Raw genomic sequence first — 26,332 nt, forward strand, 5'->3', positions numbered from 1 at the left:
GGTCAAGGCCACCGCGCATGCGCTGAACCAACTCTCGTCGCGGCTGCGGACCGCCATGGAAAGCCGCATGCGGCTGGTCGCCGCCGCCGGCCATGATCTGCGAACGCCGATGACGCGCATGCGGCTGCGCGCCGAATTCCTCGACGACGAACGCGACAAATGGCTTCACGACCTCGACGAACTCGACCGCATCGCCGACAGCGCCATCCGTCTGGTGCGCGAAGAGGTGAACCAGGACGCCGTCGAACCGGTCGATCTGGCAAAGACGGTGCGCGATATCGAAGCCGAGATGGCATCGCTCGGCCATGCCGTGTCGATCGGGCACCTGGACAAGGTTTGCGTGCGGGCCGGCGCGCTTGGCCTGCGCCGCGCCTTGCGCAACCTGATCGTCAACGCCGCCACCCATGGCAAGGCGTGCCGCATCGACCTGGCCGCAGCCGACAATCGCGCCGTTCTGACCATATCTGACCACGGCCCGGGCATACCCACGGAACTCCTGAACAAGGCGTTCGAGCCCTTCTTCCGCGTCAACCCCGGCCGCCTGCAATCCGTCCCCGGAGCCGGTCTTGGCCTCGCCATCGCCAAGGAGATCGTCGAGCGCTACGGGGGCACGATAACGCTGGAAAACCGCCGGGGCGGCGGGCTGGAACAGACGGTGGTGTTCGACGCGGTGTAACGGTTAGCGGTCAGCCGAGTAATCGGCGTTGACGAAAAAACAGAGACGATGCTGCACCGCGCAAAGCCAATGTTCCAAATCATATCTCCACGGAGCCAGGACCGAACCCATATAGCCAAAATATAGATCGCAAAATTTCTTGTGATCCAACAAAGAACTAGGCTCTCAAGCCAAGAGCTCTCCTCAATCAACCGAGGCGGGAATATCGGCACAGCTTAAACCCCAGGGTTTAATTCTGAGGAAACTCGCCAGGAATGGCGAGAACGGGTCGGTTTTGTCAGTTTTTAGCACTTGCTCACATAAGTATTTCAGCCGGGTAGATATTTTGTGTTGCGCTGCACAATGCCGTAGCCGAACGATGTCCTGGGGGGACTCGTTTGCGACTGGACATACGCCGTGGAGGATTCCGCCAGGTTGACCAGCTTGAGTTGTCCGTCCGTCGATTTCGAGCCCGGCCCGGCCGTGCTCGCAATGCGCAGATTTGCGGGTGCCTTGGCGGGTCTCGTCCGCCTTAGCCTGCCGCTCGAAACGGCCGGCTGGCGGCCTCATCGCGGATATCACGCCGGCGGAAGCCGCTGATGGGAAGCGCCCGTGACATCCAACTTGATGCGTTGAGAGCTATCGCCGTAACGATGGTGTTGTATTCCCATTTCTTCGCGGAGGGACCTTCGTTCTGGGGCCATATCGGTGTGCGGCTGTTCTTCGTGCTGAGCGGCTTCCTGATCACGCGCCTGCTCCTGGAGGCGCGCTCGGCCACCGAATTCGAAACCGGCCCTGCACTGCGCTCCTTCTACATCAGGCGGATGTTGCGGATATTCCCGCCCTATTTTGCCGTCCTGGGTTTCGTCTGGCTGGTCGACCTGGATCAGTCCAGGGGGTCGCTGGTCTGGCATGCGCTTTATCTGTCGAACTTCTGGTATGCGCAGCACAATAACTGGAACCCTTGGGTGCTGGGCCATTTCTGGAGCCTGAGCATCGAGGAGCAGTTCTATCTTGCCTGGCCGCTGGTCGTCCTGCTGGCCCCACGCCGCCGCTTCGAGGCCATCTGCATCGCTGTCATCGCGCTGTCGCTGGCCTATCGCTTCTATTGGCCGATCACCGCCACGCCGGCGCTGGCGCGCGACCTGCTGCCGCCGGCATCCATGGATGCGCTGGCGTCGGGCGCGCTGCTTGCCTGCTGGCATTTTAGGGGCGCCGGCCTGCCGCACTGGATGCGGCTGGGCTGGCCTGCCTTCGCGGCCGCATTCCTTGCCATCGAGTGGTTAGTCCCGGAGCCCGCCGATCCGACACTGGAATGGGCCCGCTGGCTGCTGCGGGAAGTCCTGCCCCTGGTGCCGCTGATGGTCATCGTCGCCACCTGTTCGCGCGGCCTTGGCGGCATCCTGGGCAAGCTTGCCGAACTGCCGCCGCTGCTTGGCCTCGGCCGCATCAGCTACGGCGTCTATCTCTATCATCCGATATTGCTGTCGCTCGCCGTCAAGGCGCAGCCCTGGATTCCGCTCAACGTCTCGGAGCAAGGGCCAGGGCGATTCCTGGTTGCGGGCACGGCCACGATTGTCGCGGCCTGGATTTCCTGGGTGGTTTTCGAGAGGCCGCTCAACAGCCTGAAGCGCCACTTCCCCTATGTCGCGCGCACCCGCTCTGCACAGGGCAGCCATGGCGCCTGGCTCGCGACGGCGGCCGTCGGACCGCCCGATGGCCGCACACCGGCGCTCGAACTCCAGCGCACGGATGCAAGACGATGACCGCAGCGCCGCTCGTCTCCGTCCTGTTGCCGGTCTACAATGCCGGCCCCTATCTCGCCGCCGCGCTGGGAAGCATCCTGCGGCAGGATCACAGTCGCCTGGAGATCATCGCGATCGATGACGGCTCGACCGACAATTCGCTCGAGATACTCGAGCGATGCCAAAAGGCCGATAGCCGCATTTCGATCGTCTCGCGCGAAAACCGCGGCCTTGTCGCGACGCTCAACGAAGGGCTGGCGCTCGCCCGGGGCGAACTGGTCGCGCGGATGGACGCCGACGACGTCGCCTATCCCTGGCGTCTGTCGCGCCAGGTGGCGCTGTTCGAGCGGCGGCCCGAACTGGGCTTCTGCGGCGCCGGCGTCGACATGTTGATCCGCGGCCGCATCGCCATCGGCAGGCCCGATCCGGTCTTCAAATTCGGCCGCATCCCTATATTGGCGATGTTCTTCACGATCTTCATGCACCCGACGGTCGTCTACAACAGGAAGGTCATCGACGACAGCGTTCTCCACTACGACCCGATCTACAGGCACGCCGAGGATTTCGATCTTTTCAGGCGGCTGGCCGGCCGTTACCCGGCAGCCATGATGCCCGAAAACCTGGTCGTCTACCGCGTCCATGAGGCAAGCGTGACCAGCCGGTACGTCAAGGAGATGCGCAGGACGCATTTGCGCATCGTGGCCGAGAACCTCGAGCGCGAGGGCCTGGCGCAGGCCACGCGGGACCTGCGCGACATTGGCGATACGGTCAGCCACGACACCGTTGCCCGTGCGGCCAGCTTCATCGTCGCGCTGGAGGAGGAAATCCGCTCGCTGCCGGCGGCGACGCGGCCGAGCTTCGAGGCTGGCGCGCTGAACCTGTTCTATTTCCTCTACCAGCTCGTCGCCGACAAAAAGCAGCCTGCGCTGACGCATGAATTGCTGACGCGGACCGCGAAATGGAACGCTATCCGGCGCCGCGAGCAATATGCGCTGCGGCCCGGCGCCTGGGCGCCCTGGCTCAGCCTCGCCTCGCTGTCGGCCGCCAGACAAGCCGATGCCATGGCGTACTTCTTCAAATCCGCGCCCGCCGCGGCGGTTCTGGCGTCTCATCGGTTGAGTTAAAGGCATGATCGTCAAAGCCCACCAAGCTCTGCAGCGCGATCGTTCGACGGCGCTTGACCCTGCCCCGACCGGTCGCGGCCGTGACCGATCGGCGCCGGAAGTCAGCTTCATCATCTGCACCCGCAACCGCGTCGCGGTGCTCGATGCCTGCATCAAGTCGGTGCAAGCCGCTTGCCGCGCACATGCCGGATTCGCCGCCGAACTCGTGGTCGTCGACAACGGTTCGAGCGACCGCACGGCCGAACGCCTGGCCAGCATCGCCACTGCGTCGGACATTCCGTTCACGCCCGTCTGCGAGCCGCGCCCCGGACTGGCGGCCGCCCGCAACGCCGGGCTGCGGCGCGCGCGCGGCCGTGTGCTGGTCTTCGTCGACGATGACTGCGCGCTCCATCGCGACTATTTGCGCGATCTGGAGCGACACTATGCGTCCGGGGAACAATGGCTCATCCGGGGCGGCCGTGTCGAGCTTGGCGATGCCAGGGATTTGCCGTTCACCATCAAGCGGTCGTGGGCGCGCGAGCGGCTGACGCCGGATGTTCATCCCGGCGGTTTCGTGCTGGGCTGCAACATGACGATGCACCGCGACGTCGCGGCCCGCATCGGCTATTTCGACGAACGCTTCGGCGCCGGCGGACCATTGCGGTCGGCAGAGGACACCGATTATCTCGTGCGCGCGATGCTGCTCGGCATCGCGGTCGAGTATGTGCCTGACATGACGATATTCCATCATCACGGCCGGCGGGATCGCAAAGCCATCGAAAAGCTGCACCGCGACTACAGCCTGGGCAATGGCGGGCTCTGCCTGAAGCATGTTCGCCACGCGCCCTGGCTGCTTCGCCATTTCTACTGGGCCGCAAGAGGGGCTATCAGGGAATTGGCGGGAGGACCCGCCTTCGATCGTGAACTCAACCTGCCGCACTGGCCGATCGTCGCCATGAATTTGCTCGGCGCGGCCAGGTTCGCGGTTCTCCTGCTGGCCAGACGGCCGCGGGCCGAGCCGGTGCGGCAAGATCAGCAAGCCAATGCCCAGGCGAGGTGAAACGCTATAATGCCGATGCTGCCGCCAAGCCTGCCGATGCTGTTCCGGGCGTTCGGAAAGCGGCAACTGCGCCTGCTTCCGGCGGTGGTGGTACTCGGCCTGGTCAGCGCCGTCCTCGAAGGGTTCGGCATCGGCCTGATCATCCCGTTGCTGGGCATCATCATGGGACATGGGGATGCGGCCGGCATGGGCGGCTTCTCCGCTGTCCTCCAGCATGTCGGATCGGGCCTGAGCGAGCGCGACCGGCTTGTGGTCATTTCGGTCGCCATCCTCGGCTCGATCGTCCTGAAGAACGTCTTCGCCTTCGCCAACACGCTGCTGACGACCTTCATCTCCGGCAAGGCAAGCCATTCCATCCGCAGCGCCCTGTCGGAGCAGCTGTTGCGGGTCGGCTACCCGTTCTTCCTGCGGCAAAGCCCCGGACGCCTGCTCAACATCATCTCCAACGAATCCTGGCGGGCCTCCGATGCGATCCAGATCATGCTGTCGGCCATCGTCAGCGCATCGGCCGCCATCATCCTCCTGGCTTTCCTGTTGCTGCTTTCGTGGCGCATGACGCTTCTGGTCACGCTCGGACTGGCGCTCGTCCAGATCGCGCACGCCATCCTCTCTGCCAATCTGAAGGAGCCCAGCCGCAGCGTCGCTTCGCGCAACGGCCACCTCGCCTCGCAGATGCTTCACCTTGTGCATGCCGGACGGCTGATCCGCATCTTCGGACAGGAGAACCGGGAAAAGGCGATATTCGACACGGCGTCGGATGCGGTTCGCCGCGCTTCCTTCGCGCTGCTCGTGCGCCAGGGAGCGCTGCCGCCGATGACGGAGGTTCTCCACGCCATGCTGTTCCTGGCGGTGGTGATCGGCGCCTGGCTGGCGCAGGTGAGTTTCCCGCTGATCATCGCCTTCGTCATCCTGCTCTACAGGCTGCAGCCGCATATGCGGGCCCTGCAGGGCTCGTGGAGCCAGCTGCAGGGCCTGAGCGGATCGCTAGAAGAGGTGACATGGCTGCTGGATCCCGCCGGCAAGCCGCCACCGCCGCAAGGCGACGGGCCGTTCCACGGTCTGCGCCAGGGCATCAAGTTCGACGATGTGACATTCACCTATTCCGGTACGGACCGGCGCGAGGTGGTGCTGCATGCGGCGACATTCGAAATCCGCGGCGGCCGCTCGACGGCGCTGATCGGCCGCTCGGGCGCCGGCAAGACGACGATCGTCAATCTCCTGTGCCGCTTCGTCGAACCGGACACCGGCAGCATCCTCGTCGATGGATCGCCGCTCGACCGGATCGACGCCAGCCAGTGGCGACGGCACATCGCCCTGGCCAGCCAGGAACTGGAACTGGTCGACGGCAGCATTTTTGAAAACATAACCTACGGCCAGGACGCGGCGACAGCCGGCGACGCCGAAGCCGCCGCAAGACTGGCCGAAGCGCACGAGTTCATCGAAAGGCTGCCTCAGGGCTACGAGACCCTGGTCGGCTACAGGGGCGTCAATCTGTCGGCGGGACAGAGGCAGCGGATCGCCTTGGCCAGAGCCCTGGTGCGCGATCCCGATCTCCTCATCCTGGACGAAGCCACCAATGCGGTGGACGGGCTGTCGGAAGCGGCCATCGTCGAGACCCTGAAGTCGAGAGCCGGCCGCCGCACGACCATCGTCATCAGCCACCACCACAGCACCATCTCGTTCTGCGACGACGTGGTCATCCTGAGCGGCGGCCGCGTGAAAAAGCAGGCCCCTTTCGGCGCCCTGGCCTCGCTCAGCATGGACGAGCTTTATCAGCACGAGCCGCTCGACTGAGAAGGCACCGGGCCGGCCCGCGATCGTTTCCCGGGCGTGTTTGCAGCCTCCGGCCGGCGGGTCGTCGAAAAGGTTCGAATCAGCAGCCCGGGAATTGCCGCTGACACCTTCCGTGATCGCACCAATGCCGTGCGGAACCGAGGCGCGCTACCTTGTCTGTGCGGCGGACCTGTCGATCCGCCTGGCCGGTGCCCCATTGGGCTTACTCTCCGGGTGAGGTGCCGGCCTCCCATGCACAAAACAAAGACCTGAAGCCGGTCGCCTGAAGCCCTTCAGGCGCGACACGCTTTACGAAGCGGCGCCGACATTCCTGCGCATGCGCCGCCTGCCCGTCGTCCGTGCTTTCTTCGCCATCGCCCCGGCTATCTCGACCACGCCATTCTCGGGCGGCCTGCCATTGGTGGCCTTGTGGAGCCGCTCATAGGGCAGCAGTTCCTTGATCCGGGCATTGAGCGAGGCGATTTCTGCCTTGAGGTCCTCGCACTCCTGCCTCTGCACGTCGAACTGTATCTGTTCGGACGCCTGTTGCAGCGTCAGTTGAGAAAGGTTGGCGTTCACCTTGGAAAGACTCATCTTGTCGCCTTCGCTCTCCTGGCTCAGCGCGGACAATCTTTCATCGGCGATCTTCTTTTCGGCCAGGGCGTCGTTCAGTTCGCTCTTGAGCCTGGCGATCTCGCCTGCGGCTTCGCTGTTTTCGGTCGACACTTGCTCCAGCCGCGATTGCAGGTTCTGGATCTCCGAGCTCAACCCGCGCATTTCCGCCTGGCCGCGAGCCAGCTCGGCTTCCTTGTCGCCTTCCATCATGCGGGCCGCTTCGCTCGTTTCCGACAGCTTCGCCTGTGCGGCCTCGAGCGACTTCTGGAGCCGCATCTCCTCTTTCTCGCTCTTGCCGAGCGCGGCCAGAAGCTCCGCCAGCCGCGCTGCTTCGCTGGCATGGATCGTCGACAGCTCGTCGAGCCTGTGGCGCGCCTGCGATTCCCGCTTCAGCGCCTTGTCGAGTTCGATCGAGAGGTTGACGTGCTTTTCGCGCAGCATCTTGCTTTCGCGCAAGCGCCTGTTGGCCTCGACCGTCCTGGCGGTCAGCCGCTTGGCGATGTCGCCGAACTCCGCTTCGCGTTTGGCGCTCGCATTGGCTGTCTCCACGAGTTCCAGCCTCACCGCGGCCAGTGCCGCACGAAGCGTCTCCCGGTCCTGGACCAGGCTTGTCTCGCGCTGCTGCAGCGCTTCGAAAGCGCCTTCACGCTCGCGCAATTTTCTCGTCGCATCGTGCAGCTTCTCCGACAGCGCCCTCTGTTCGGCGGCCAGGGCCGCATTGGCAACCTCCAGCTCGTTGGCGCGCAGGATGTCGCTGTGGAGGATGTTGAGGAATTCGCGCGTCAGATGGTGCGAGGTGCCGATCTCCGACAGCTTGTCGTTGATCTCCTCCAGATAGTCCCTGGCGTCATGGAAGAGACCCTCGAAGGCGCTCAATGCAGCCAGCCGGGTCTGTGTATGGGCGGTCAGCCGTGGCGCGGTTTCGGAACTGTCCGCATCGCCCGCGGCGTCGGCCTTCCCGGCATTGTCGTCATTTGCCGCGTCGGCCTGGGGTGGCCCGCCATCGGCTGCCGCCTGGGCATCCGGCACATCGTCGCTCTCTGGCGGCACCAGGTCGTCGGCATCGAGACTTGCATCCAGCGCGTCCGCCAGATCGATCTGCAGGTCCTGGATCGCTTTATCCACGTCTTCAGCACGCTTGATCAGGCCTCTGAAGTTCATCACCAAACTCCCCTTACGCATACCTCGCTTCGAACTTAACAAATTGCTAATATATCCTTACATCCGCTGCTTGCGCAGGGGAAGCCCCGTCGGCACAAAGGTAAATTTGGGACATTTGGGGGCCGAACAACCAATGCCGCAGCCGGGAAGAGCCGGATTCCTCTGACGGTGTGGAGGTCTGAAGGACGGCAAGACCGTGGCCGCTCAGAAGAGCCCGCGCGAGACCTCGAGGGCAGCGGAGAAGCTCGCCTGATCTCTTGGCAGGCGCAAAATCACTATCGTAGGGCCGGGCCGAGTGCTCTAACCCAAACGGTCTCAGCTGCTTTTCGGGACTGGTACCAACTGGATCGGAGGTCGCTCGCCGGACGCGTTGCCCAGCGCGATGGCGACCCGGTCGCGCCCATTACCCTTGGCTTCGTAGAGCGCGTGATCCGCGGCATTGGTCAATTCGGCCCAGCCCACGCCATGCTCGGGGTAGGCGGCGACCCCGAACGAGGCTGTAACGGTGCCCAGCGTTCGGCCGCGATGCGTCAAATGAAGCTTCCTGATTGCCTGGCGCAGCGCTTCCGCCCGCTCGGCACCTTCCTGGACCGAGCTTCCCGGCATGACCAGGGCAAACTCCTCGCCGCCGTAGCGCGACACGACATCGCTATCCCTGGCGTGCTCGATCAAGGTGGCGGCGACTTGCTTCAGGACAAGGTCGCCGGCTTCGTGGCCGAACGTATCGTTGAACTGCTTGAAATGGTCGACATCGAGCATGATGATCACCAGCGGCTGGCCCGAGCGCTCCATCCGGCGCAGTTCGCGGCTGCTCGTCTCCTCGAGATATCGCCGGTTGAACAGACTGGTGTTCGGGTCGCGGATCGACTGCTGCCGCAGCGTCTCGCGCAGGCGCAGATTGGCCAGGGCGAGCGCCAGCGTGTCGACGACACCACGCAGAATCTGCTGTCTTTCAGCCAGCCATTGCGGCTTCTCGGCCGCATTCGGTTCGCACAGATGAAGGATGCCCAGCGTTTCGCCTTGCGCCGCCAGAGGCATGCAGACATAGCCCTTCTTGCCGTTCTCTGTGATATGCGCGCAGCGCGGCGTGAGCATGCCGGGGCCGGCAACATGTTCCTGGCCGCGCCTGAGCGCCCAGCAGTCTTCCGGCGCGAATTGCGTGGCGCTCGAGCGGACGTCGCCCCAATGCGCCATTTCTTCCACCAGGTTGCGCGACGCGCTGGTCAGGTGGACGGTTCCGCTCAAGCCACCGAGAAACTCGGCCATGGCGGTGCCGACCACCGAGAATGCTTCCGGGAAGGTGACGCAGGCCTGCAGCAGTTCGCCAAGCTTCACCAGACGGGTCGTGGTTTCGGACTTTTCGTGCAGTTCACGGTTGAGGAGTGCCAGCTGATCGGCACGCTCGTTGACCACTCCTTCCGCACGGCGCAGCTCGCTGATGTCGTTGAGCGTAAGGACGAGGCCGCCTTCGGATCGGCTGAGCGGACCGCAACTGGCTATGACCGGCAGGTGCGAGCCGTCGGATCTGGCCAGTCGCACTTCGCCCTGCTGCTGGCGGCCCGTGGCTAGCGCCATTTCGATGGGAGAAGCGCCGGCGGCGAACGCGCCGCCTCTGGGGTCGCGAATGGTCAGCACCGAATCCCACTGCTGCCCGACGATCTTGTCGGTGCGCCGCCCGATCATCATTGCCGCCGCCGGATTGGCGCTGGCGATGCGGCCGTCGCCGTCCAGAACCGCGATGCCTTCGGCAGCCGTCTCGACGATGTCCTCGACATGCGCACGCGCCGATGCAAGCTGCTCCGCCATCGTGTTGAAGCCATCGGCCAGCTGCCCGAATTCATCGTTGCGGGCGTGGCTGATGCGCGTCATGGCATTGCCTTTCGCCAGCGCTTCCATGCCGCGCATCATGTCCCCGAGACCAGAGCTGAAACGGCGGAGCAGCTGCCATGCAAAGCCGGCCGCGACCAGCACGGCGGCCGCCGCGCTGAGGCCAACCAGCCAGAGCAAGCTGTTGGTGCTTTGTTCGGCCGCCTGCAGAACAGGGTTATATTCCAGCAGCACGGCGCCGATGATCGCACCCTCGGGATTTTCGATCGGAACGGCCAGCATGGCGTTCACTTCCTCCGGGTCGACAAATCTGCGCGGAATGCCGTCCGCCAGGGTCTGGCCGATTTCGTTGCCGGGGTCGTGACCGAATTTATCGCCGACCTGGTGCTCTTCGTCGGCGGCATGGGCGAGGATGGTCTTGCTGCTGTCAAGGACCAGGAAATCCCTGTGCAGGCGGCGGTGCTGGTGCAACAAGAATTGCTTGAGCGCCTCGGGCCGCTCGAGCAGCGAAAGCGTCCCATCGGTTGATTTGAAGACGATGGTGTCGGCCAATTCCCGCGCGACATTGGTCGCTTCGGTCAACCCCAACGATTTGGTCGCCACTTTCTGCGTAAAGATCGCGACGCCGCCGACCAGCGCGATCAGGGCCGCGGCGGCCACCATGGAGAGAATGATCTGGCTCTTGATGCGCATGTCATGGCTCCGCCGAGAACGACAGCATTGCGCATGTCACATCGAGCCAGCATCTCATTCCCGGCTTTTATTACCAAATGCTTATCAACGTCCTAACGACGCCAGCCGCGGCTCCTCGCACGACGCACGGTTCCTCACCCCCCATGAAATGAGGGCGAGGAACCCAAGTCTTGCTAAGTCACCCCGCCATGGCCATCGGCACGGCGCTCTTGTTGGGGATCTGGATGTCGATTTCCAGCGTCGACATGGTCTCGCCGCGGTCCATCGAGACCTGCAGATAATCCTGGTCGATCTGCACATGCTTGGCGATGACGGCCATGATCTCCTCGCGCAGGATGGAGACGAGGTCGGGCTGGCTGCGGTTGCGGCGCTCATAGGCGAGCAGCACTTGCAGCCGCTCGCGCGCCACCGGGGCGCTGGAGCGCCGCTTGAAGATGTCGAGCAGGTTCATGCCGCCCTCCTTCCCAAAAGACGATCGAGGAAGCCCTTGCGCTCGAAGGGCACGATGACGGGCAATTCCTCGCCCTCCAGCCGCCTGGCGGCGTCGATATAGGCCTTGGCAGCGGAATTGAGCGGCTCCGACAGCGTCACCGGCGAACCGAGGTTGGAGGCGCGCAACACGTCCTGGCTTTCCGGAATGATGCCGAGCAGCGGCACCGACAGGATTTCCAGCACGTCGTCGATGGACAGCATTTCGCCGCGCGACGCGCGCGCCGCATCGTAGCGCGTCACCAGCACATGCTTGGCGATCTGCTCGCCCTGCTCCGCCCGCAAGGTGCGGGCGTCGAGCAGGCCGATGATGCGATCGGAATCGCGCACGGAACTGACTTCCGGATTGGTGACGATGACCGCCTCGTCGGCAAAGCGCATGGCCAGCTGCGCGCCGCGCTCGATGCCGGCCGGGCTGTCGCAGAACACGTAGTCGAACACCGAGCGCAGCTTGTCGATGACTTCGCCGACGCCTTCCTCGGTCAGCGCATCCTTGTCGCGCGTCTGCGAGGCCGGCAGCAGGAACAGCGTCTCGACCCGCTTGTCGCGGATCAGCGCCTGCGAGAGTTTCGCCTGGCCCTGGATGACGTTGACGAGGTCGAACACCACGCGCCGCTCGGCGCCCATGATCAGGTCGAGATTGCGCAGGCCGACGTCAAAGTCGACCAAGGCCACCTTCTTGCCGGTCTTGGCCACGGCCGCCCCGAGGGCCGCCGTCGAGGTAGTCTTGCCGACGCCCCCCTTGCCCGAGGTGACCACCACTACCTTGCCCATTGAAAAGCCTCCGTTGTTGTTTTCTTGGTCGAGCGGCCCGGCCGCCCCAATATCGAAACGAATGTCAGCTCAGCGTCGAAACCCGCAAAGCGTCGCCGTCGAGAAACGCCTGCACCGGCTTGCCGCGCGAAACGCCTTCCATCTCCTCGGCGGTGACGTACCAGCCGTCGACCGCCAGAAGTTCCGCCTCGTTCTTGCGGCAGAAGATGCGCGCGCCCCTGTTGCCCAGCGCCCCCGCCGAAGCCCGCCCGCGCAGCGTGCCATAGACATGGATCGAGCCCGCCGCGATGATCTCCGAACCGGACGCGACCGAACCCAGCACGATGACATCGCCATGCGGATGCACGATCGCCTGGCCCGAGCGGATCGGCGCCTTGATCATCAGCGTGCCCGAAGCTTCAACCTGCGGCTCGCTATCGCTCGCCTTGCTTGCGTCAACCTTGCCGACGCTGTCCTTGTCCGGGCCGGCTTCGGGCGCCCTGCCCTCGGCCTTGTCGAAACTCTCCTCCCGCGCCTTGCGGGGCAGCAACCCATCCGTCGTCGCCTCCTTGGCGCCGACCAGCACCGGCGGCAGGTTGGGCGCGAGTGCGGTGTGGCCGTCGAGCTCGATGGCGTAGATGCGGATGCCGCGATGGCCAAGCACGTCGACCAGCGATTCGATCGCGGCGACATCGGGCTTCAAGGTGTTGAGATCAAGCACCACCGGCCGCCCGGCGAAATAGCCCGGCGAGTTGCCGATCCAGTGATCCAGCCCCTCCAGCCACACGTCCAAAGGCGCTTCCGGCGTCAGCGTGAAAGCAACGAAAGAGCGGGCACGAAAGCGAATGGATTTGGCCTCGAGGGGGGCGGCAAAGGTCACGGCTGGCGAATCCTTACTGAGAGGTAAACGCTAGCGAGGGAATGGTTAACGAATGGTTAATGGGAGGGAGGTGGAGAGAGCACCGAAACGGCGGGCTCCTGACAGCCTCGCGCCGGGTGCTTGCGGCAAGGATGCTCGACCGCTTCGCGACCGCCTGGAAGCCCCGCAAGGTACGACTTGACGCGACATCCCCTGCCACCAGCAACGCCATTTACGATCCCAACGGCCGGTCAGTGCGACGGACATCAGCGCAGGTCGTCAAAAATAGTCGTGTATGACGCTTCGCTGAATACTTGTGCAATGTCATGCACCGCGTAATGCTGTTGCCGGGGTGGGCTTTGTTGAAAAGTGGGGGAATTGTGAAACCTAGTTTATTGACACTATCGGTGCTGGCCAGCCTCTCGGGGTGCGCCACACCGCCTGACAAGATATCGGGTATTTCAAATCCCGGCCCTCTCGATCAATAAAAAAATTGAATCGAGGGAGGGCAACAATGTCGAAATCGACTCAAGATCAAATTCGAAAAAAAATTCGACGAGCACGCACGCCAGGCAATCGTCAAAAGTCATTCCTGGCTCTACGTGAAATAACTGACGAAAAAACCAGAAATCTTATGCGAGGCATTCTTGCACAAAACGCGACCATAGAGGCATCCTCAAGCAGCATTAATTCGATAAGAAAGAACTGCCATGCAGAGGATTTGGCCAATGCGGTTACAATGCTGCTTGGCCGCAACGGCGCGTTTCCATTCCCCAACATAAATGGAAAATATCGAGATTTGCTGTTGTCGCATAAACTTGACCCCATCACGCCGGAAGCCGAGTTAATCTTCATTCTTGGTCACGTAAATGGATGGAAGGAATTAAGTGCGGAGATATTGGGGGCAATATCCACATTGCGCGATCTGGCATCGGCTGATCCAGTAGACGCCCTCGGAGCGATCCGGATTTTCGCAGAAAGATGGGGGGCGTCAAACTATCTTGCAAAGAAGGTCGCCTTCGTCATGGCGACAAGTAACGATCGCGATCTGTCGCAATCTCTTGGGGAAATAGCAGACATCGTCGAGCAGGAGAAAGCTCCAAATCCTTACTTCTCTGCTTTGGAATCAATCGACAGCAGTTTTTCATATTTCGGCGGTATTTCAACTCGCGTTCAAGTCTACGGAAAATATGTAACGGACGATTTTCGACAATTTCTTGCACTACACAATATCGTTGGATCACCTGTCTCACATGATGATATCGGACCATTTATTCGTAAATCCCATTCCATGTCGCTTGTCGACGAAGTGGTTGCAATACTACAACTTCTCCACACCGGAGAGCGATGGCCATGGATAAGGGACACCATCAACCGCCACTTAGACCCAGATCTGAAAAAGTGCTTCATCGATTTCTGCGACATCCCCTTTCATGCGGAGGCGCTCTTTGCCGGATCCAGCCCTCTAGATGCGGACCTGACGTATTATCGACGATCCCTTGCATTCCTGGAATTTCGCGCTCCGGCATTGTATCGGGGCTATGTCGATCAAGTCGTCGGTCACCGCCTCTTAGGAAAATTGTTAAGAGTAGACACTTCATTCAAGTCTCGAGTGAAATCTCCGTCCCGCCGCGAGCTGACAAAGGCGCTTCACGGATTCCATCTAGCAGACGACTATAAGAAAGTTCAGAAGGCCGGGCGTTTTCTTAGAACAATATCATTTCTAGTATATTTGGAGAATCTTGATGGGCCCCTTCGTCTAAATCACCATGATATTCGGTTTATCCTAGACAACACTACGGCACTCGATACGCTTATGAGTGAGATCGAAATGGAGCGGCTATACCTCTCGGTTGACGAGCAGTCTAGACCTCTAGTTACGGTGCTAGCCCTGGCTTTACACAAGGCTCGCTCGCATAGCGATGATGTTGACTTTAAATTTCGTCTGAACCTCTCGATAGCAATCGAAAGCAAATTTCAATCCAGCATAGTTGTTTTTATCGAGTGGCTCCTCAACGTAACACCGGAAGTTGCCAACTTTCTTCTATCTGTGCTTGACCGCTCCACGTTGCAGAAAATGTATTGGATCGTCAGGTCAGCCGATGAAGCCGACCAGATTCGCCAAGATATCCTTAGGGCCGTAGGGAGGAAGAAAGAATTGATCGAGTACTTCGTCGAAGCCGACTCGATCGAAGCCCAGCGCCAAGTGTCTCGCCTCAGAAAATATTTTGACGACTCTCGAATATTCGTCGACGGCGTCGCTATGAAGAGGTGGCTCGTTGAAAATCCGAGTTCATACTCGCAGCAGTACATCAGAATGATTGAACGCAACGTCGAGACGATCACAGCGCACACCATAAGCTTAAGTAAGGATGGACTAACGAGAATAGCAACAACGGAGATAGCTTCAAGCGCAGCTTATGACTATATATTGTTTGAGGTAGCTCAAATTGCATTTCAAAAATTCTGTACGGACGTAAATTTCGGCATTGAATCCTATTTGGGCAGAAGGATAAGGCACAATACTCTTTCGGGCGTTATGAGAAGCGGCGTGGACTCAATCATTGACAAATTTCAATTCAGGGCCTTGCAGTTCGAGAAAGACTTCATGGACGCCAACGCTCGATGGACGGCCGAGTATCGCTCCTTGATCGACATCGTAAGGAACGACTATTTGCAGTTTCGATCCACGTTGAAGCCGAAGGGCCTATTCTCCGCTGAACTCAAGGCAGATACGGAACCTACTCGAACCAACATCGCATTGCTTAGAGGCGCGACGTGGGCGGCTCGGAGCGGCGAACTGCTGAACGATCTGCTTATCAGATTTTGTTGGCGCGAGATTGATCCCCAGCTGAATGCTGCCGCGAAATTCATAACGTCGAATTTACTCCAACGGGCAAACACTCTGATTGAATCAAACTTCCAGGGATTCCAAGGCGATTTGTACAAGCAATATAGAGCGGAACTCCACGATGCCGTTCACGAGCGATTTATAAGGCTCGCAAGCTGGTTCAGGCAACCAGAGAGCGGATTTGTCACTGCGAGTACTAAGCAGTTGGGTGATTTGATTTTTATGGAAGCAAGTGAAGAATCCACCACCGCAGCAATTGAATGGAAGGGCGGCGACCCCGACGCATTGATCGACGGGCTATCTGTTCATCGGATGTACGACTGCTTGTCTGTGCTTATAAGGAACGCACTCGGCTATAGCCGCGAGTGGACGCCGATCGAAGTTTCTGTCGACAAGCAGATGGGTAATAAGGCGAACATAGCCCGCCTGAACGTCTCAGTGACTTCGACGCTTGCCTCTCCTGAGGAACGTCAGGCGCATATTGAGCGACTGGCGGCCTGCTTCGCCGACGAAGACCTAAGTGCATCCATGGTCAGGGAGGGGTATTCAGGTATTAAGAAGCTACGGTTCATATTGATGCACAGTGAGGGCTCGTCGACGGCAAGCTACTCGATCAACCATGATCTGTGCAGAATATCCTTCGTATTGACGGTGGAGCTGGCTAGCGATGAGGAGCTCAAATTTGACGAGGTAAGTGCGGAAGCATCGCCATGAAGGTCCTCCTAGTCGAAGATGAGGAACACAAGGCTATCGACTTGACCAAGCGGATTGCTCGACTAGGCATTGGAGAAGAGTCTCTCACTACAGTTCAAAGCGTTCGTGAAGCTGTCCTGCTTGTCGTGGCAAATGAGTATGACCTCATCATTTTAGACATGGCTCTACCGACCTTTTCTAAAACGGGATCTAAGGACAACGTTGGCGGGGAGGCCCAACCCGGTGGCGGGGTCGAGATTTTACGGGCGCTTGACGCGAGCGGTCGCAAGTCAAGAATTATAGTGGTAACTCAATATCCAGAAGTCGTAATAAACGGAGAAAAGGCAAAACCACATCAAGTGGCCAAGATTGTAGCGGAGCGTTATCGTCAGATCGTTCTGGGAACTGTTATATACTCCTACAATACGCCTGAATGGGAAACGGCTTTTGATAACATTATTGCGAGAATCAAATGACTACTGTTGTTTTTGAAGATGACGACCGTAAATTCAATGAGATATCCGCAGTTTTAATCTCGAAGGGGATCAAGGAAAGCGCCATAAGACGCTGCTCAAATATGGCGGAATTTTCTTCTCTTCGATCGATAGACATCGATCTTTGTATTATTGACATCAGAATGCCGGGAATCCGCGGCGGAGATACGAGAAATGCCGGCATCGAGATACTCCAGATGCTGGATTATTCTGGGCTTCAACGCATACCGGTCCTCGCGATAACCGCGTATCCGGAAGAAGCTCAAATTGATGCTGAACGATTTCTGGCCCGCGGATGTATTATTTACGACTATGATCGCAAGGAGACTTGGCAGCAGGCGCTAGATATTTTTCTCGCACAAGCCCGTGATCGCGGTCGTTACGATTTTATAATTTTTGCCGCACTAGAGAAAGAGCGAGACGCCTTCCTGAGCGACCCCAAATTCCGCATTGATAGCGTCAGCAGATATGGGATCAACCACTGGGAGTGCGACCTCGATGGCAAGTCGGGATCGATTGTCCTCCTACCGAGGGCCGGGCTTGTTGTTGCGGCAACAGTGGTGTCCCGTGTGCTTACCCAATACACGCCTCTCGTGGCCGCCATGGCAGGAATTTGTGCAGGGATAGGTGACAGTACTCCTCTGGGTCAGCTGCTTGTAGCTGACGTATGCTGGGAATATCAGTCTGGGAAGTGGCTAAAAGATAGTTTCGAGGCCGAGCCATATCAAGTTGATATGCATCCCGACACCAGGGCATCATTTGTCAAGATTCTGGAAGATCGCGGATTATTGAAGACTCTTGAGAAAAACTATACCGGAAGATATCGACCGGACGAGGCATCTAAACCAAAATTGGCAGTTTTTACTACCGGTTCGGCTGTAATAGCTAGCGCAGACCGATTAAAACATGTTCAAATACAGCATAGAAAAGTATCTGGATTGGACATGGAGGTATTCGGCTTTATGCAAGCCGTCGAGATATCGAACCATAGAATACATGCATTTAGTGCCAAAACGGTAGTCGACAAAGCTGACGAATCCAAGGGAGATAGATTGCATGAATATGGTTGCTACCTGGCTGCTCAGTTTTGCTTGCGCGCCATATCTGATCTATTGAAATAACGTCCGTATACGCTGCCAATAGGCAGCAATGGCATCCCCTCACTCCCTCTTGACATACTACACCTCCCGCTATACTTCTCCGCCGTCTCACGCGTATCGAACGTCCCTAGATCCGCCGCTTGCCGGTCTTTTCGTCCTTCTTGCCTCCATCGAACACATAGGGCGGCCGAACAGCTTCCTTCTCACTTTTCAAAACGGATGCACGGCCCAGCGACACAGGCTATGTTGCCCCGTCTGGCCAAGGTCATCGAAGGGGCATGACATGCAGGCAATGCCGATAGCGCATCAAGCCGCGCAACCCGTGGTCTCCCTGGCCGGCTATCCGGCCGCCATCTTGTGCTGGCTGCTTTCGGCTGGTGTCTACATCGCGGCCAAATGGGTGGCGCCTGAAATGCCGCCCTGGGGGCTCTGCTTCTGGCGGCTGACGCTTGCCTGCGCCATCCTGCTGCCGATCGTGCACCGTCATCACGAGGCGATGATCGGGCTTTTGCGAACGCGCGCCGTGGAGGTCGTCGCCGTGGGGGCGATCGGCCTGACGCTGTGCCAGGGTATGATCTACCACGGCCTCAACGACACCGACGCCACCACGGCCGGCATCATCATGGCGCTGTCGCCTGTCATGACGATGGTGCTAGCCCGTTTCGTGCTTGGCGAGCCGCTCGGGCTGTGGAAGTCGCTTGGCGCGCTGGTTGCGCTTGCCGGGATGATTTTCATCGTTGCCCACGGCAACCTGACGGCGCTGCTGCAACTCAAGCTCAACGCCGGCGAGTTGTGGATCGTCGGCAGCGCGTTCTGCTGGGGCCTCTACACCGTGTTTTTGCGCCGTGCCAAATTCGGCATCGAACTCCTGCCGATGGTCGTGCTGCTGCTCGGCGCCGGTGCGCTGGTCGCCTTGCCTTTCCATCTGTGGGAATTGTTCAACGACGAACGCTCCGCCATGGACATCGACAGCGTTCTCGCGCTCGCCTATCTGGCAGGCCCCGGCGGCGCCTTGATGTACTACCTCTACAACAAAAGCGTGCAAACGCTGGGCGCGAGCCGGGCAAGCATGCTGCTCTATTTGCAGACGGTGTTCGTGGCCATGCTCGCCTATCTGCTGCTCGGCGAGGGCTTGCACGATTACGATCTGGTCGGTGCGGCCTTCATCGTTGCCGGCATAGTGCTCGCCACTGTGGTCAGGCCAGATCAACCACGCGTGGCGTAGAAATCTTGCGAATGACGGCTGTGCGGCGGGTCAGCAAAAAACCCGCCTGCGCGGCGGGTCACTGGCGCAAATCAGCACCATAGGCAAAAAAGTAGCATAGCTGCACTCATCCGTCAAGAAAAAATTCCTATCGACGTCAGCCAAGGTGCCCGCCGGACACATGCATTCCCAGGCCAGCGGCGCTACTGCGGTGGAGGCGAACATTCGAACGAAAGAAAATTCACATCCAACTTGACGGAACATTAGCCATAGCTAATTGTTGATCTGTGCGGCAGGTGGTGCCCTCCATCGCCTGCCGAAGATCGGCCGTCCGATCGGCCCGCGTCCTCCGCCAGAGGCGCGGGCTTTCGGGCCGGGTGACGGCCAGCCCTCACAACGGTATTTCCGTCCATCAGCCTCCGGTCATTTCGCCAGTCCCTCATCGGGATTTCGCCGTCTTTTGGCCTTGAGGCTGCGGGCGGCTTGCTCGACCGCGGCGCGGTCGTTGCCCAGGCGGTCGAGCAGTTCCTGCGCCTCGTCGCCCGATATGCCGGTGCGCACCGCCAGCGCCTCGACCTCCAGCACGTCGGAGCTGGCGATCTCACCGGTTTCAGGCAGCGCGTCGTCCGCCGTCAGCGGCAGCGCCGACTCGCGGTCGATCTCGGCCTCGGCCTGGTGCCAGTGCCGTTCGGGGTCGCCGTGCATGCGGCCTTCCCGTTCCCAGATCTGGTAGGCGCGCTCACGAATTCTGTCGTCCCGGTCGTCGCTCATGGTCAGTCCTCCTTGGGGTCAGGGTTGAACGCCGCGCCAATGCGGACGCTCCGGAAAATCCGCGCGATCGGATCGCCATGCCGGGCGGCGCGCGGGGCTACTGGCATTGCCGTCTCGGGCCGCCGGAATATGGCTGGTAGGAGTTGTCTTCCGGGCGATAGGAGCGGTAGCGGCTGAAGCAGGAATCGACATGGTCGGCCGAAAGTGCGGCGCCGCCATCGTCGGCAACATAGACGCCCAGGCCCGCGCCGTTTTCGCCGCCATCACCGGCAGCCGGCTGGGCGGCCTGAACGACCTGACCGGCGGCTTGGAGATAGGGCGAGACGCAGCGACGCAGCTGCCCGCTGTAGGAGAGATAGCTGTTGTCGTCCGGATGGTAGGAGCGATAGCGGCTGGCGCACCAGGCGAGATGCGGAGGCGGCAGGTCGGCTGCCTTGGGCGCGATGGCGCCGGTGACGGTGGGGTCGGGCGGTGTTTCCTGCGGTTTGGCGGGGATGTCCGTCGGCGCGGACTGTTTGGCCGGCAGGCGCTCGAGGCCCTGCCCGGCTTTGTTCACCGGCCGCGCTTTTTTGGTCCACAGCTCCGCCACGCTGACGGTGGCCGTCGCCTGGCGCGGCGGCTTTGCGGCAAGCAGCCAGGCTGCAAAACCCAGTCCGCTGCCGAAGACCGCAAGGGTCAGCACGAAGCCGCAGACCAGTCCCAAAACCGCTTTCACGACGCGCTCCTTAAGTCCCTGCTCATAGAATGCGGGGCCTCAAGGCTGGTTCCAGAAAAACGCCCAAGCGTACGCGCCGGCGCTTCCGCCGGGCGGGCCCGGCAAGAGCCGCCAAGGGAGGCTCAAAGGAGCGCCCAGACACAGTTCAGAAACAATATTCAACAGTTCGGAAAAACTGCCGAAACGATCGGATGGCATAAGCATCCCACAACAACTGGAAAAATGGCCGTGCCGGGCGATGCCCGGCCTGGACGGGAAAGTATGGAAATGGATCACGGTGTCGACATCGCCGAACTGGACGCGGAACGATCGGGGCTGGAAAGCGGCCTGGCAAGTGTCGACGCGCCGATAAGAACGGCCCCCGCGACAGCCGGGCGCGGGCAGATCCTGACGGGCGCCGACTTTGCCCGGCAAGGCCTGCCCGGCGAGCGGCTCGACACCGTCTTCGAACAGCTCGCCGACATGTTTGCAGCGCTGCCGGCGGTGATCTCGGACGGGCGTGTCTGGACCTATCGGGAACTGGACAGCCGGGCCAACCAGTTCGCCCGCCTGCTGGTCAAGCGCGGCGTGCGGCCGGGCCACCGCGTCGGGCTCATTCTCGACCGCTCGGCGGAGACCTATGTCGCGCTGCTCGCCGTGATGAAGGCGGGCGCTGCCTTCGTGCCGCTGGCGACCGCCTTCCCCGAGGAGCGGATGGCGCTCATCATCGAAGACGCCGGCGTCAGCCTGATCGTCACCATCGCCGCCTATGCGTCGCGCGCCGGTCAACTGCCCGTCCCGCATCTGCTGATCGACAGCACTGCCGCCGAAATCTCCAGACAGTCCGACGCGCCGCTGAAGCCGCATGCGAAGGCCGCTTTATCGGACGACACCTGCTACATCCTCTACACCTCGGGCACCACGGGCAAGCCCAAGGGCGTGGTCATCAAGCACCAGAGTTTCGTCAACTTCATCCGCGTCGCCGCCGCCTCCTACGGCTACCGGCCGGGCGACCGCGTCTATCAGGGCATGACCATCGCCTTCGACTTTTCCTCCGAGGAGATCTGGGTGCCGTTCGTCGCCGGCGCGACGGTGGTGCCGGCGCCGGGCCAGATGCCGCTGGCGGGCGAGGAACTGGCCGATTTCCTGCGCCTCCATGACATCACCTGCATCGCCTGCAGCCCGACGCTGCTGTCGTCGATGACGTCGGATGTGCCCAGCCTGCGCACGCTGCTGGTCGGCGGCGAGGCCTGCCCGCACAATCTGGTGGTGCGCTGGTCGAAGCCGGGGCGGCAGATCCTGAACACCTATGGCCCGACCGAGGCGACCGTCACCGCAACCATGGGCGCGCTGACGCCGGACAGTCCCGTCACCATCGGCGCGCCGCTGCCGACCTACTCGATCGTCATCCTCGACGCCTTGCTGCCGCAGCTTGCCGAGCCCGGCGAACTGGGTGAGATCGGCATTGCCGGCATCGGCCTCGCGGTCGGCTACCTCAACAGACCCGACCTGACCGGGCAGAAATTCATCGCCGATTTCGTCGGCCTGCCGAACAACCCGTCGAAGCGCATCTACCGGACGGGCGACCTTGGCCGCATCAACGACCAAAGCGAGATCGAGTATGCCGGGCGCATCGACACCCAGGTGAAGATCCGCGGCTACCGCATCGAGCTCGGCGAGATCGAGGCGGTGCTGCTCGACCAGCCCGAAATCGCCCAGGCCGCCGTCACCACCTGGGAGATCGAGCCCGGCCGCGTCGAACTCGTCGCCTATTTCGCAGCGAAGGCCGGCCAGAAGGCGATTTCGCGCGCCGACCTCGCCACGACGATGAAGCGGCGGCTGCCCGACTACATGGTGCCCTCCTATCTCGAGGAGCTGCCGGCGATCCCGATGACGGTCTCCAACAAGGTGGATTTGCGCCAGCTGCCGAAGCCGACAAGCGTGCGGCTTTCGGGCGATCGCGCCATGGTCGCGCCCGGCAATGACGACGAGCGTTTCATGGCCGACGCGCTGGCCGCGGTGCTGAAATTCGAAGAAGTGTCCGTCGAGGACAATTTCTTCGACGATCTCGGCGCCAACTCGCTGCTGATGGCGCATTTCTGCGCGCGCCTGCGCACCAGGAAGGAATGGGCGACGGCGTCGATGCGCGACATCTATCTCCATCCGACCGTGGCGCGGCTGGCGCTGCATCTGGGCGTAGCGGACGAGATGACGACGGCCACCAACGAGCCCGTCCTCACCCGCCGGGCCTCCAATCTCGCCTACTGGACCTGCGGGGCCGCACAGCTGCTGTTTTACGCGCTCTACAGCTATGGCGCCCTGTGGGCGATCAATGGCGGCCTCAACTGGATGTATGACGCGCTCGACGATCCGCTGCAGCTGTACATCAGGTGCGTGGCGCTTTCTGCCGCCGTGTTCTTCGGCATGTCGGGCTTTGCCGTCATCGCCAAATGGGTGCTGGTCGGCCGCTGGAAGGCGGAGGCGTTTCCCATCTGGGGCGTGCGTTACTTCCGCTTCTGGGTGGTCAAGACATTGATCCGCACCGCCCCCGTCGTGCTGTTCCGCGGCAGCCCGCTCTACAGCATCTACCTGCAGCTTCTGGGCACCAAGCTCGGCAAGAACGCCGTCATCGAATCGAAATCCGTGCCCGTCTGCACGGATCTCATCTCGATCGGCGCCAACACCATCCTGCGCAAGGAATCCATGATCCTCGGCTTCCGGGCGCAGTCCGGCTATATCCACACCGGGCCGCTGACCATCGGCCGCGATGCCTTTGTCGGCGTCGGCTCGACGCTCGACATCGACACCAGGATCGGCGACGGCGCCCAGCTCGGCCATTCGTCCTCGCTGCATCGCGGCCAAAGCATCCCCGACGGCGAACGCTGGCATGGCTCGCCGGCCGTGCCGACCACGGCCGACTATTGCAAGGTGCGCAATGTCGATCCGTCCAACATCAGGCGCTTCCTGTTCGAAGCGGTGCAGCTGATCGGGCTGTTTGCCATCGTCACTCCCTTGCCGCTCTTGTTCCACAGCTATTGGGAAAATGTCGGCGACGACTACCAGGAAACCATCGGCGTCGTCGCGATCGGCACCACGGTCACGCTTTTCGGCTACATCGCCGTGGCCTTCCTGGCGGCGACGCTGGTGCCGCGCCTGACAAACCTGATCCTGAAGCCAGGCCGCACCTACACGCTTTACGGCTTTCGCTACTGGCTGCAGACGGTCGCCGAATTCTCGAGCAACTCCCGCGTGCTAGGTCTCCTGTTCGGCGACAGCTCGGCCATCGTGCACTATATCAGGGCCATCGGCTGGAACCTCAACAGAGTGGTGCAGACCGGCTCCAATTTCGGCTCCAACCAGCAGCACGAAAACCCGCTTCTGTGCGAGATCGGCACCGAGACCATGGTGTCGGACGGGCTGTTCATGATCAACATGCACAAATCCGCCTCCGCCTTCCGGCTCGAGCCGACGAGGATCGGCGAGCGCAACTATCTCGGCAACAACATCTACTATCCGCCGGACGGGCGCACCGGCGACAACGTCCTGCTCGGCACCAAGGTGATGATCCCCATCGACGGGCCGCTGCGCGAGAATGTCGGGCTTCTGGGTTCCCCTGCCTTTGAAATCCCGCGCATGGTGAACCGCGACAAGGAACTCATCGCGGGCGTCGACGAAGACGACCGGCGCCGGCGCATCCCGCAAAAGAACCGCCACAATCTGGTGACGATCCTGCTGTTCGTGGCAACGCAATGGATCATGCTGTTCGCCACGCTGGCGATCTGGGACCGGGCGCTGAACTACTATACCGAATGGGCTGAAGTCGCGCTGTTCGTCGCCGTGCTCCTGACTTCGGCGATCACCATTCCGTTCTACATCTTCGTGGAACGGGCAAGCCTTGGTTTCGGCCGGCTGAAGCCGCAAATGACGACCATCTACGACGTCGCGTTCTGGCGCCATGAACGCCACTGGAAGCTGGCGGATTCGCCGATCGTGCGGCTGTTCGCCGGCACGCCGTTCCGGCCGATGATCCTGCGCATGCTGGGCGTCAAGGTTGGCAAACGGGTCTATGACGGCGGCAGCAACCTCACCGAACGCTCGCTGGTGGAGATCGGCGACGACGCCACCCTCAACGAGGGCTGCGTCATCCAGGCCCATTCGCTGGAGGAAGGCGCCTTCAAGTCCGACTTCATCCGCATCGGCAAGGGCTGCACGCTCGGACCTTCAGCCTTTGTCCACTACGGCGTCGTGATGGGCGAAGGCTCGGTGGTCGATGTCGACTCCTTCGTCATGAAGGGCGAAGAGCTGGAGCCCAACTCCATATGGCGTGGCAACCCGGCCAAGCTGCACCGCTTCGTCGAGCCGATCACCGACGATGGCTCCAAGGCATCGGCCCGGGCATCGGCTTGAAAAAGGGCATCGGCTTGAACACCGGAGACATCCGTCTCGTTGCCGTGACCGAGGCCAACCGTGCCCTGGTCACGGCCCTGGAACTCGCCCCGAAGCAGAGGGATTTCGTCGCCGGCAATGCGGCGTCGCTGGAAGAAGCCGAAACCGACGCAGACGCGCGGCCACGCGTCGTCATGGCCGGGACCCGTGTCGTCGGTTTCCTCATGTACGAGGCGCCCGAGGATGACGACGAGGCGCGCATCTACCGCTTCATGATCGACCGCGCTTCTCAAGGCAAAGGCTACGGCAAGGCCGCGCTGCGCGAAGTGCTGGGCGAAATCCAGGGGCTCGGCCACATCAGCCACGTTTCGATCTGCTACGAACTGGAGAATGATGCGGCGCGAAACCTCTATCGCAGCGCCGGTTTCGTCGAAGAAGGGCTCGACGAGGACGGAGAGATGATCGCCGATCTCGCTTTGCCGGCACGGACGCACGAGCCGTGACGCGGCTGCCCGGGGAGATCGCCTTGGCCGAAGCGATGACCGCCATCGCACCCAAGAGTATCCGGGTCGGATGCCGGCTTATACGCGATGGCGACGACGGCCATCTGCTGCCCGGGGAAGCGAACTCCATCGCCGCGCGTCAACCGGCCATGCGGCGCGCCAGCGGCGCGGCCCGGTGGATCGCGCACGGACTGCTGGCGGAGCTTGGCGCCGGCGACGTCGCCATCCTGCGCGCGCCAACGGGCGCGCCGGTCTGGCCCGACGGGATAACCGGTTCGCTCGCTCACGACGACGACATGGCCGTGGCGGCGGTTGCCCCGATTGGCGATATCGCCTCGCTCGGCATCGACGTCGAGCCCGCGCAGCCTCTCCCGGATGATATTTTGGCGCTCGTGACAACGCCCGCGGACCGCACGGACGCAGCCGACCGGCATCTTGCCGGCCGCATTCTCTTTGCCGCCAAGGAAGCCGTCTACAAGGCCGTCTATCCGCTCGATCGCGAGGTGCTTGGTTATGAGGACATCACCGTCGACCTGAACGCAGGCCAGGCGACGACGAAGACAGGCCGCAAGGCCAGCCTCGCCTACTGCGTTGCCCCGCGCGTGGTGGTGCTGGCGTTTGTCGATGGAGATGGGGTTTGGGGTCTGCGCGATTATTCTGCTGCGCTACGGCGTCATGAGTTCCTAGCCGAACGCGGCAATCGTTGACGTTGGCGCTGCCCCTCACTGTCCTGCCGGACATCTCTCCCCGTATAGTGACGGGGAGAGAGGGGCTGTTGTCCGAACCGGATAGATAGGTAACAGAATGGACTGATTAGATGGGTGACAGTTTTCTTGTCCGCCGGGAGGACCGGCGATGGTTTGGCGAGAGACTGGCATCATGGATGAGCGGCTTCGGTTTGTT

General features: G+C 61.4%; 19 protein-coding genes. 12 read left to right on the plus strand and 7 right to left on the minus strand.

Features of this window, described 5'->3' with window-relative positions:
• The 5 genes from EN749_RS07270 to EN749_RS07290 all read left to right on the plus strand — a co-directional run.
• The coding region (locus EN749_RS07270) for an ATP-binding protein (RefSeq protein WP_245491295.1) at positions 1-676 on the plus strand (676 nt) is incomplete at its 5' end.
• A 578-nt stretch (positions 677-1,254) separates the two neighbouring features.
• Complete coding sequence (locus tag EN749_RS07275) at positions 1,255-2,421, plus strand: acyltransferase (protein WP_128362842.1); 1,167 nt, start codon at positions 1,255-1,257, stop codon at positions 2,419-2,421.
• Positions 2,418-3,524 carry a glycosyltransferase family A protein gene (locus tag EN749_RS07280; protein ID WP_128362843.1) on the plus strand — a complete coding sequence of 369 codons (1,107 nt, stop codon included), beginning with the start codon at positions 2,418-2,420 and terminating at the stop codon, positions 3,522-3,524. Before EN749_RS07275 ends, EN749_RS07280 begins: the two co-directional genes overlap by 4 nt.
• 4 nt (positions 3,525-3,528) lie before the next feature.
• Positions 3,529-4,563, plus strand: coding sequence for a glycosyltransferase (locus tag EN749_RS07285; RefSeq protein ID WP_128362844.1), 1,035 nt, complete (start codon positions 3,529-3,531; stop codon positions 4,561-4,563).
• 9 nt (positions 4,564-4,572) lie between these two features.
• Positions 4,573-6,357 carry an ABC transporter ATP-binding protein gene (locus EN749_RS07290; RefSeq protein ID WP_128362845.1) on the plus strand — a complete coding sequence of 595 codons (1,785 nt, stop codon included), beginning with the start codon at positions 4,573-4,575 and terminating at the stop codon, positions 6,355-6,357.
• Positions 6,358-6,645: 288 nt separating this feature from the next.
• Here the strand turns inward: EN749_RS07290 and EN749_RS07295 are convergent, their stop codons facing one another.
• From EN749_RS07295 to minC, 5 genes are all read right to left on the minus strand, one after another.
• Positions 6,646-8,112, minus strand: a complete 1,467-nt coding sequence (locus EN749_RS07295; protein ID WP_128289003.1) for a hypothetical protein — start codon at positions 8,110-8,112, stop codon at positions 6,646-6,648.
• Between the two features lie 315 nt (positions 8,113-8,427).
• Positions 8,428-10,632 (minus strand): diguanylate cyclase, encoded by a 2,205-nt coding sequence (locus EN749_RS07300; RefSeq protein ID WP_128362846.1) that lies wholly within the window; start codon positions 10,630-10,632, stop codon positions 8,428-8,430.
• 178 nt (positions 10,633-10,810) lie between these two features.
• Entirely contained in the window at positions 10,811-11,083 is a 273-nt protein-coding gene (gene minE, locus EN749_RS07305; RefSeq protein WP_023813379.1) for a cell division topological specificity factor MinE, read from the minus strand.
• Positions 11,080-11,895, minus strand: coding sequence for a septum site-determining protein MinD (gene minD / locus EN749_RS07310; protein WP_013530671.1), 816 nt, complete (start codon positions 11,893-11,895; stop codon positions 11,080-11,082). The genes minE and minD overlap by 4 nt, the downstream gene beginning before the upstream one ends.
• Before the next feature lie 64 nt (positions 11,896-11,959).
• Entirely contained in the window at positions 11,960-12,754 is a 795-nt protein-coding gene (gene minC, locus EN749_RS07315) for a septum site-determining protein MinC (RefSeq protein WP_128362847.1), read from the minus strand.
• Positions 12,755-13,247: 493 nt separating this feature from the next.
• Here minC and EN749_RS07320 point away from each other — a divergent pair, with 493 nt between their 5' ends.
• The 4 genes from EN749_RS07320 to EN749_RS07335 all read left to right on the plus strand — a co-directional run bounded on the left by EN749_RS07320 (position 13,248) and on the right by EN749_RS07335 (position 19,096).
• Positions 13,248-16,298 carry a hypothetical protein gene (locus EN749_RS07320; RefSeq protein WP_128362848.1) on the plus strand — a complete coding sequence of 1,017 codons (3,051 nt, stop codon included), beginning with the start codon at positions 13,248-13,250 and terminating at the stop codon, positions 16,296-16,298.
• On the plus strand, positions 16,295-16,753 hold the full coding sequence (locus tag EN749_RS07325; RefSeq protein WP_128362849.1) for a response regulator: 459 nt from the start codon (positions 16,295-16,297) through the stop codon (positions 16,751-16,753). The genes EN749_RS07320 and EN749_RS07325 overlap by 4 nt, the downstream gene beginning before the upstream one ends.
• Positions 16,750-17,892, plus strand: a complete 1,143-nt coding sequence (locus EN749_RS07330; RefSeq protein WP_128362850.1) for a response regulator — start codon at positions 16,750-16,752, stop codon at positions 17,890-17,892. Before EN749_RS07325 ends, EN749_RS07330 begins: the two co-directional genes overlap by 4 nt.
• Before the next feature lie 262 nt (positions 17,893-18,154).
• Positions 18,155-19,096, plus strand: coding sequence for an EamA family transporter (locus EN749_RS07335; protein ID WP_128362851.1), 942 nt, complete (start codon positions 18,155-18,157; stop codon positions 19,094-19,096).
• A gap of 402 nt (positions 19,097-19,498) precedes the next feature.
• On the opposite strand, the gene EN749_RS07340 is transcribed toward EN749_RS07335, so the two are convergent.
• Positions 19,499-19,846 carry a DUF2934 domain-containing protein gene (locus EN749_RS07340; protein WP_128362852.1) on the minus strand — a complete coding sequence of 116 codons (348 nt, stop codon included), beginning with the start codon at positions 19,844-19,846 and terminating at the stop codon, positions 19,499-19,501.
• A 97-nt stretch (positions 19,847-19,943) separates the two neighbouring features.
• On the minus strand, positions 19,944-20,561 hold the full coding sequence (locus EN749_RS07345; protein WP_128362853.1) for a BA14K family protein: 618 nt from the start codon (positions 20,559-20,561) through the stop codon (positions 19,944-19,946).
• A 261-nt stretch (positions 20,562-20,822) separates the two neighbouring features.
• Between EN749_RS07345 and EN749_RS07350 the strand changes: the two genes are divergently transcribed.
• The 3 genes from EN749_RS07350 to EN749_RS07360 are packed head-to-tail and all read left to right on the plus strand — an operon-like array spanning position 20,823 to position 26,136.
• Positions 20,823-24,947, plus strand: coding sequence for a Pls/PosA family non-ribosomal peptide synthetase (locus EN749_RS07350; RefSeq protein ID WP_128362854.1), 4,125 nt, complete (start codon positions 20,823-20,825; stop codon positions 24,945-24,947).
• A 14-nt stretch (positions 24,948-24,961) separates the two neighbouring features.
• Complete coding sequence (locus EN749_RS07355) at positions 24,962-25,429, plus strand: GNAT family N-acetyltransferase (protein ID WP_245481699.1); 468 nt, start codon at positions 24,962-24,964, stop codon at positions 25,427-25,429.
• 23 nt (positions 25,430-25,452) lie between these two features.
• On the plus strand, positions 25,453-26,136 hold the full coding sequence (locus EN749_RS07360) for a 4'-phosphopantetheinyl transferase superfamily protein (RefSeq protein WP_245491297.1): 684 nt from the start codon (positions 25,453-25,455) through the stop codon (positions 26,134-26,136).
• The last annotated feature ends 196 nt before the right edge of the window (positions 26,137-26,332 follow it).

It is taken from the genome of Mesorhizobium sp. M7A.F.Ca.ET.027.02.1.1, from assembly GCF_004022985.1.
Classification (GTDB): domain Bacteria; phylum Pseudomonadota; class Alphaproteobacteria; order Rhizobiales; family Rhizobiaceae; genus Mesorhizobium.

Bases quoted from the DNA above. Each gene is read 5' to 3' on its own strand.
- EN749_RS07280 (WP_128362843.1), top strand. From the start codon at position 2,418: ATGACCGCAGCGCCGCTCGTCTCCGTCCTGTTGCCGGTCTACAATGCC.
- EN749_RS07340 (WP_128362852.1), bottom strand. From the start codon at position 19,846: ATGAGCGACGACCGGGACGACAGAATTCGTGAGCGCGCCTACCAGATC.
- minE (WP_023813379.1), bottom strand. From the start codon at position 11,083: ATGAACCTGCTCGACATCTTCAAGCGGCGCTCCAGCGCCCCGGTGGCG.
- EN749_RS07290 (WP_128362845.1), top strand. From the start codon at position 4,573: ATGCCGATGCTGCCGCCAAGCCTGCCGATGCTGTTCCGGGCGTTCGGA.
- EN749_RS07275 (WP_128362842.1), top strand. From the start codon at position 1,255: ATGGGAAGCGCCCGTGACATCCAACTTGATGCGTTGAGAGCTATCGCC.
- EN749_RS07335 (WP_128362851.1), top strand. From the start codon at position 18,155: ATGCAGGCAATGCCGATAGCGCATCAAGCCGCGCAACCCGTGGTCTCC.
- EN749_RS07325 (WP_128362849.1), top strand. From the start codon at position 16,295: ATGAAGGTCCTCCTAGTCGAAGATGAGGAACACAAGGCTATCGACTTG.
- EN749_RS07295 (WP_128289003.1), bottom strand. From the start codon at position 8,112: ATGAACTTCAGAGGCCTGATCAAGCGTGCTGAAGACGTGGATAAAGCG.
- EN749_RS07330 (WP_128362850.1), top strand. From the start codon at position 16,750: ATGACTACTGTTGTTTTTGAAGATGACGACCGTAAATTCAATGAGATA.
- EN749_RS07320 (WP_128362848.1), top strand. From the start codon at position 13,248: ATGTCGAAATCGACTCAAGATCAAATTCGAAAAAAAATTCGACGAGCA.
- EN749_RS07350 (WP_128362854.1), top strand. From the start codon at position 20,823: ATGGAAATGGATCACGGTGTCGACATCGCCGAACTGGACGCGGAACGA.
- EN749_RS07285 (WP_128362844.1), top strand. From the start codon at position 3,529: ATGATCGTCAAAGCCCACCAAGCTCTGCAGCGCGATCGTTCGACGGCG.
- minD (WP_013530671.1), bottom strand. From the start codon at position 11,895: ATGGGCAAGGTAGTGGTGGTCACCTCGGGCAAGGGGGGCGTCGGCAAG.
- EN749_RS07300 (WP_128362846.1), bottom strand. From the start codon at position 10,632: ATGCGCATCAAGAGCCAGATCATTCTCTCCATGGTGGCCGCCGCGGCC.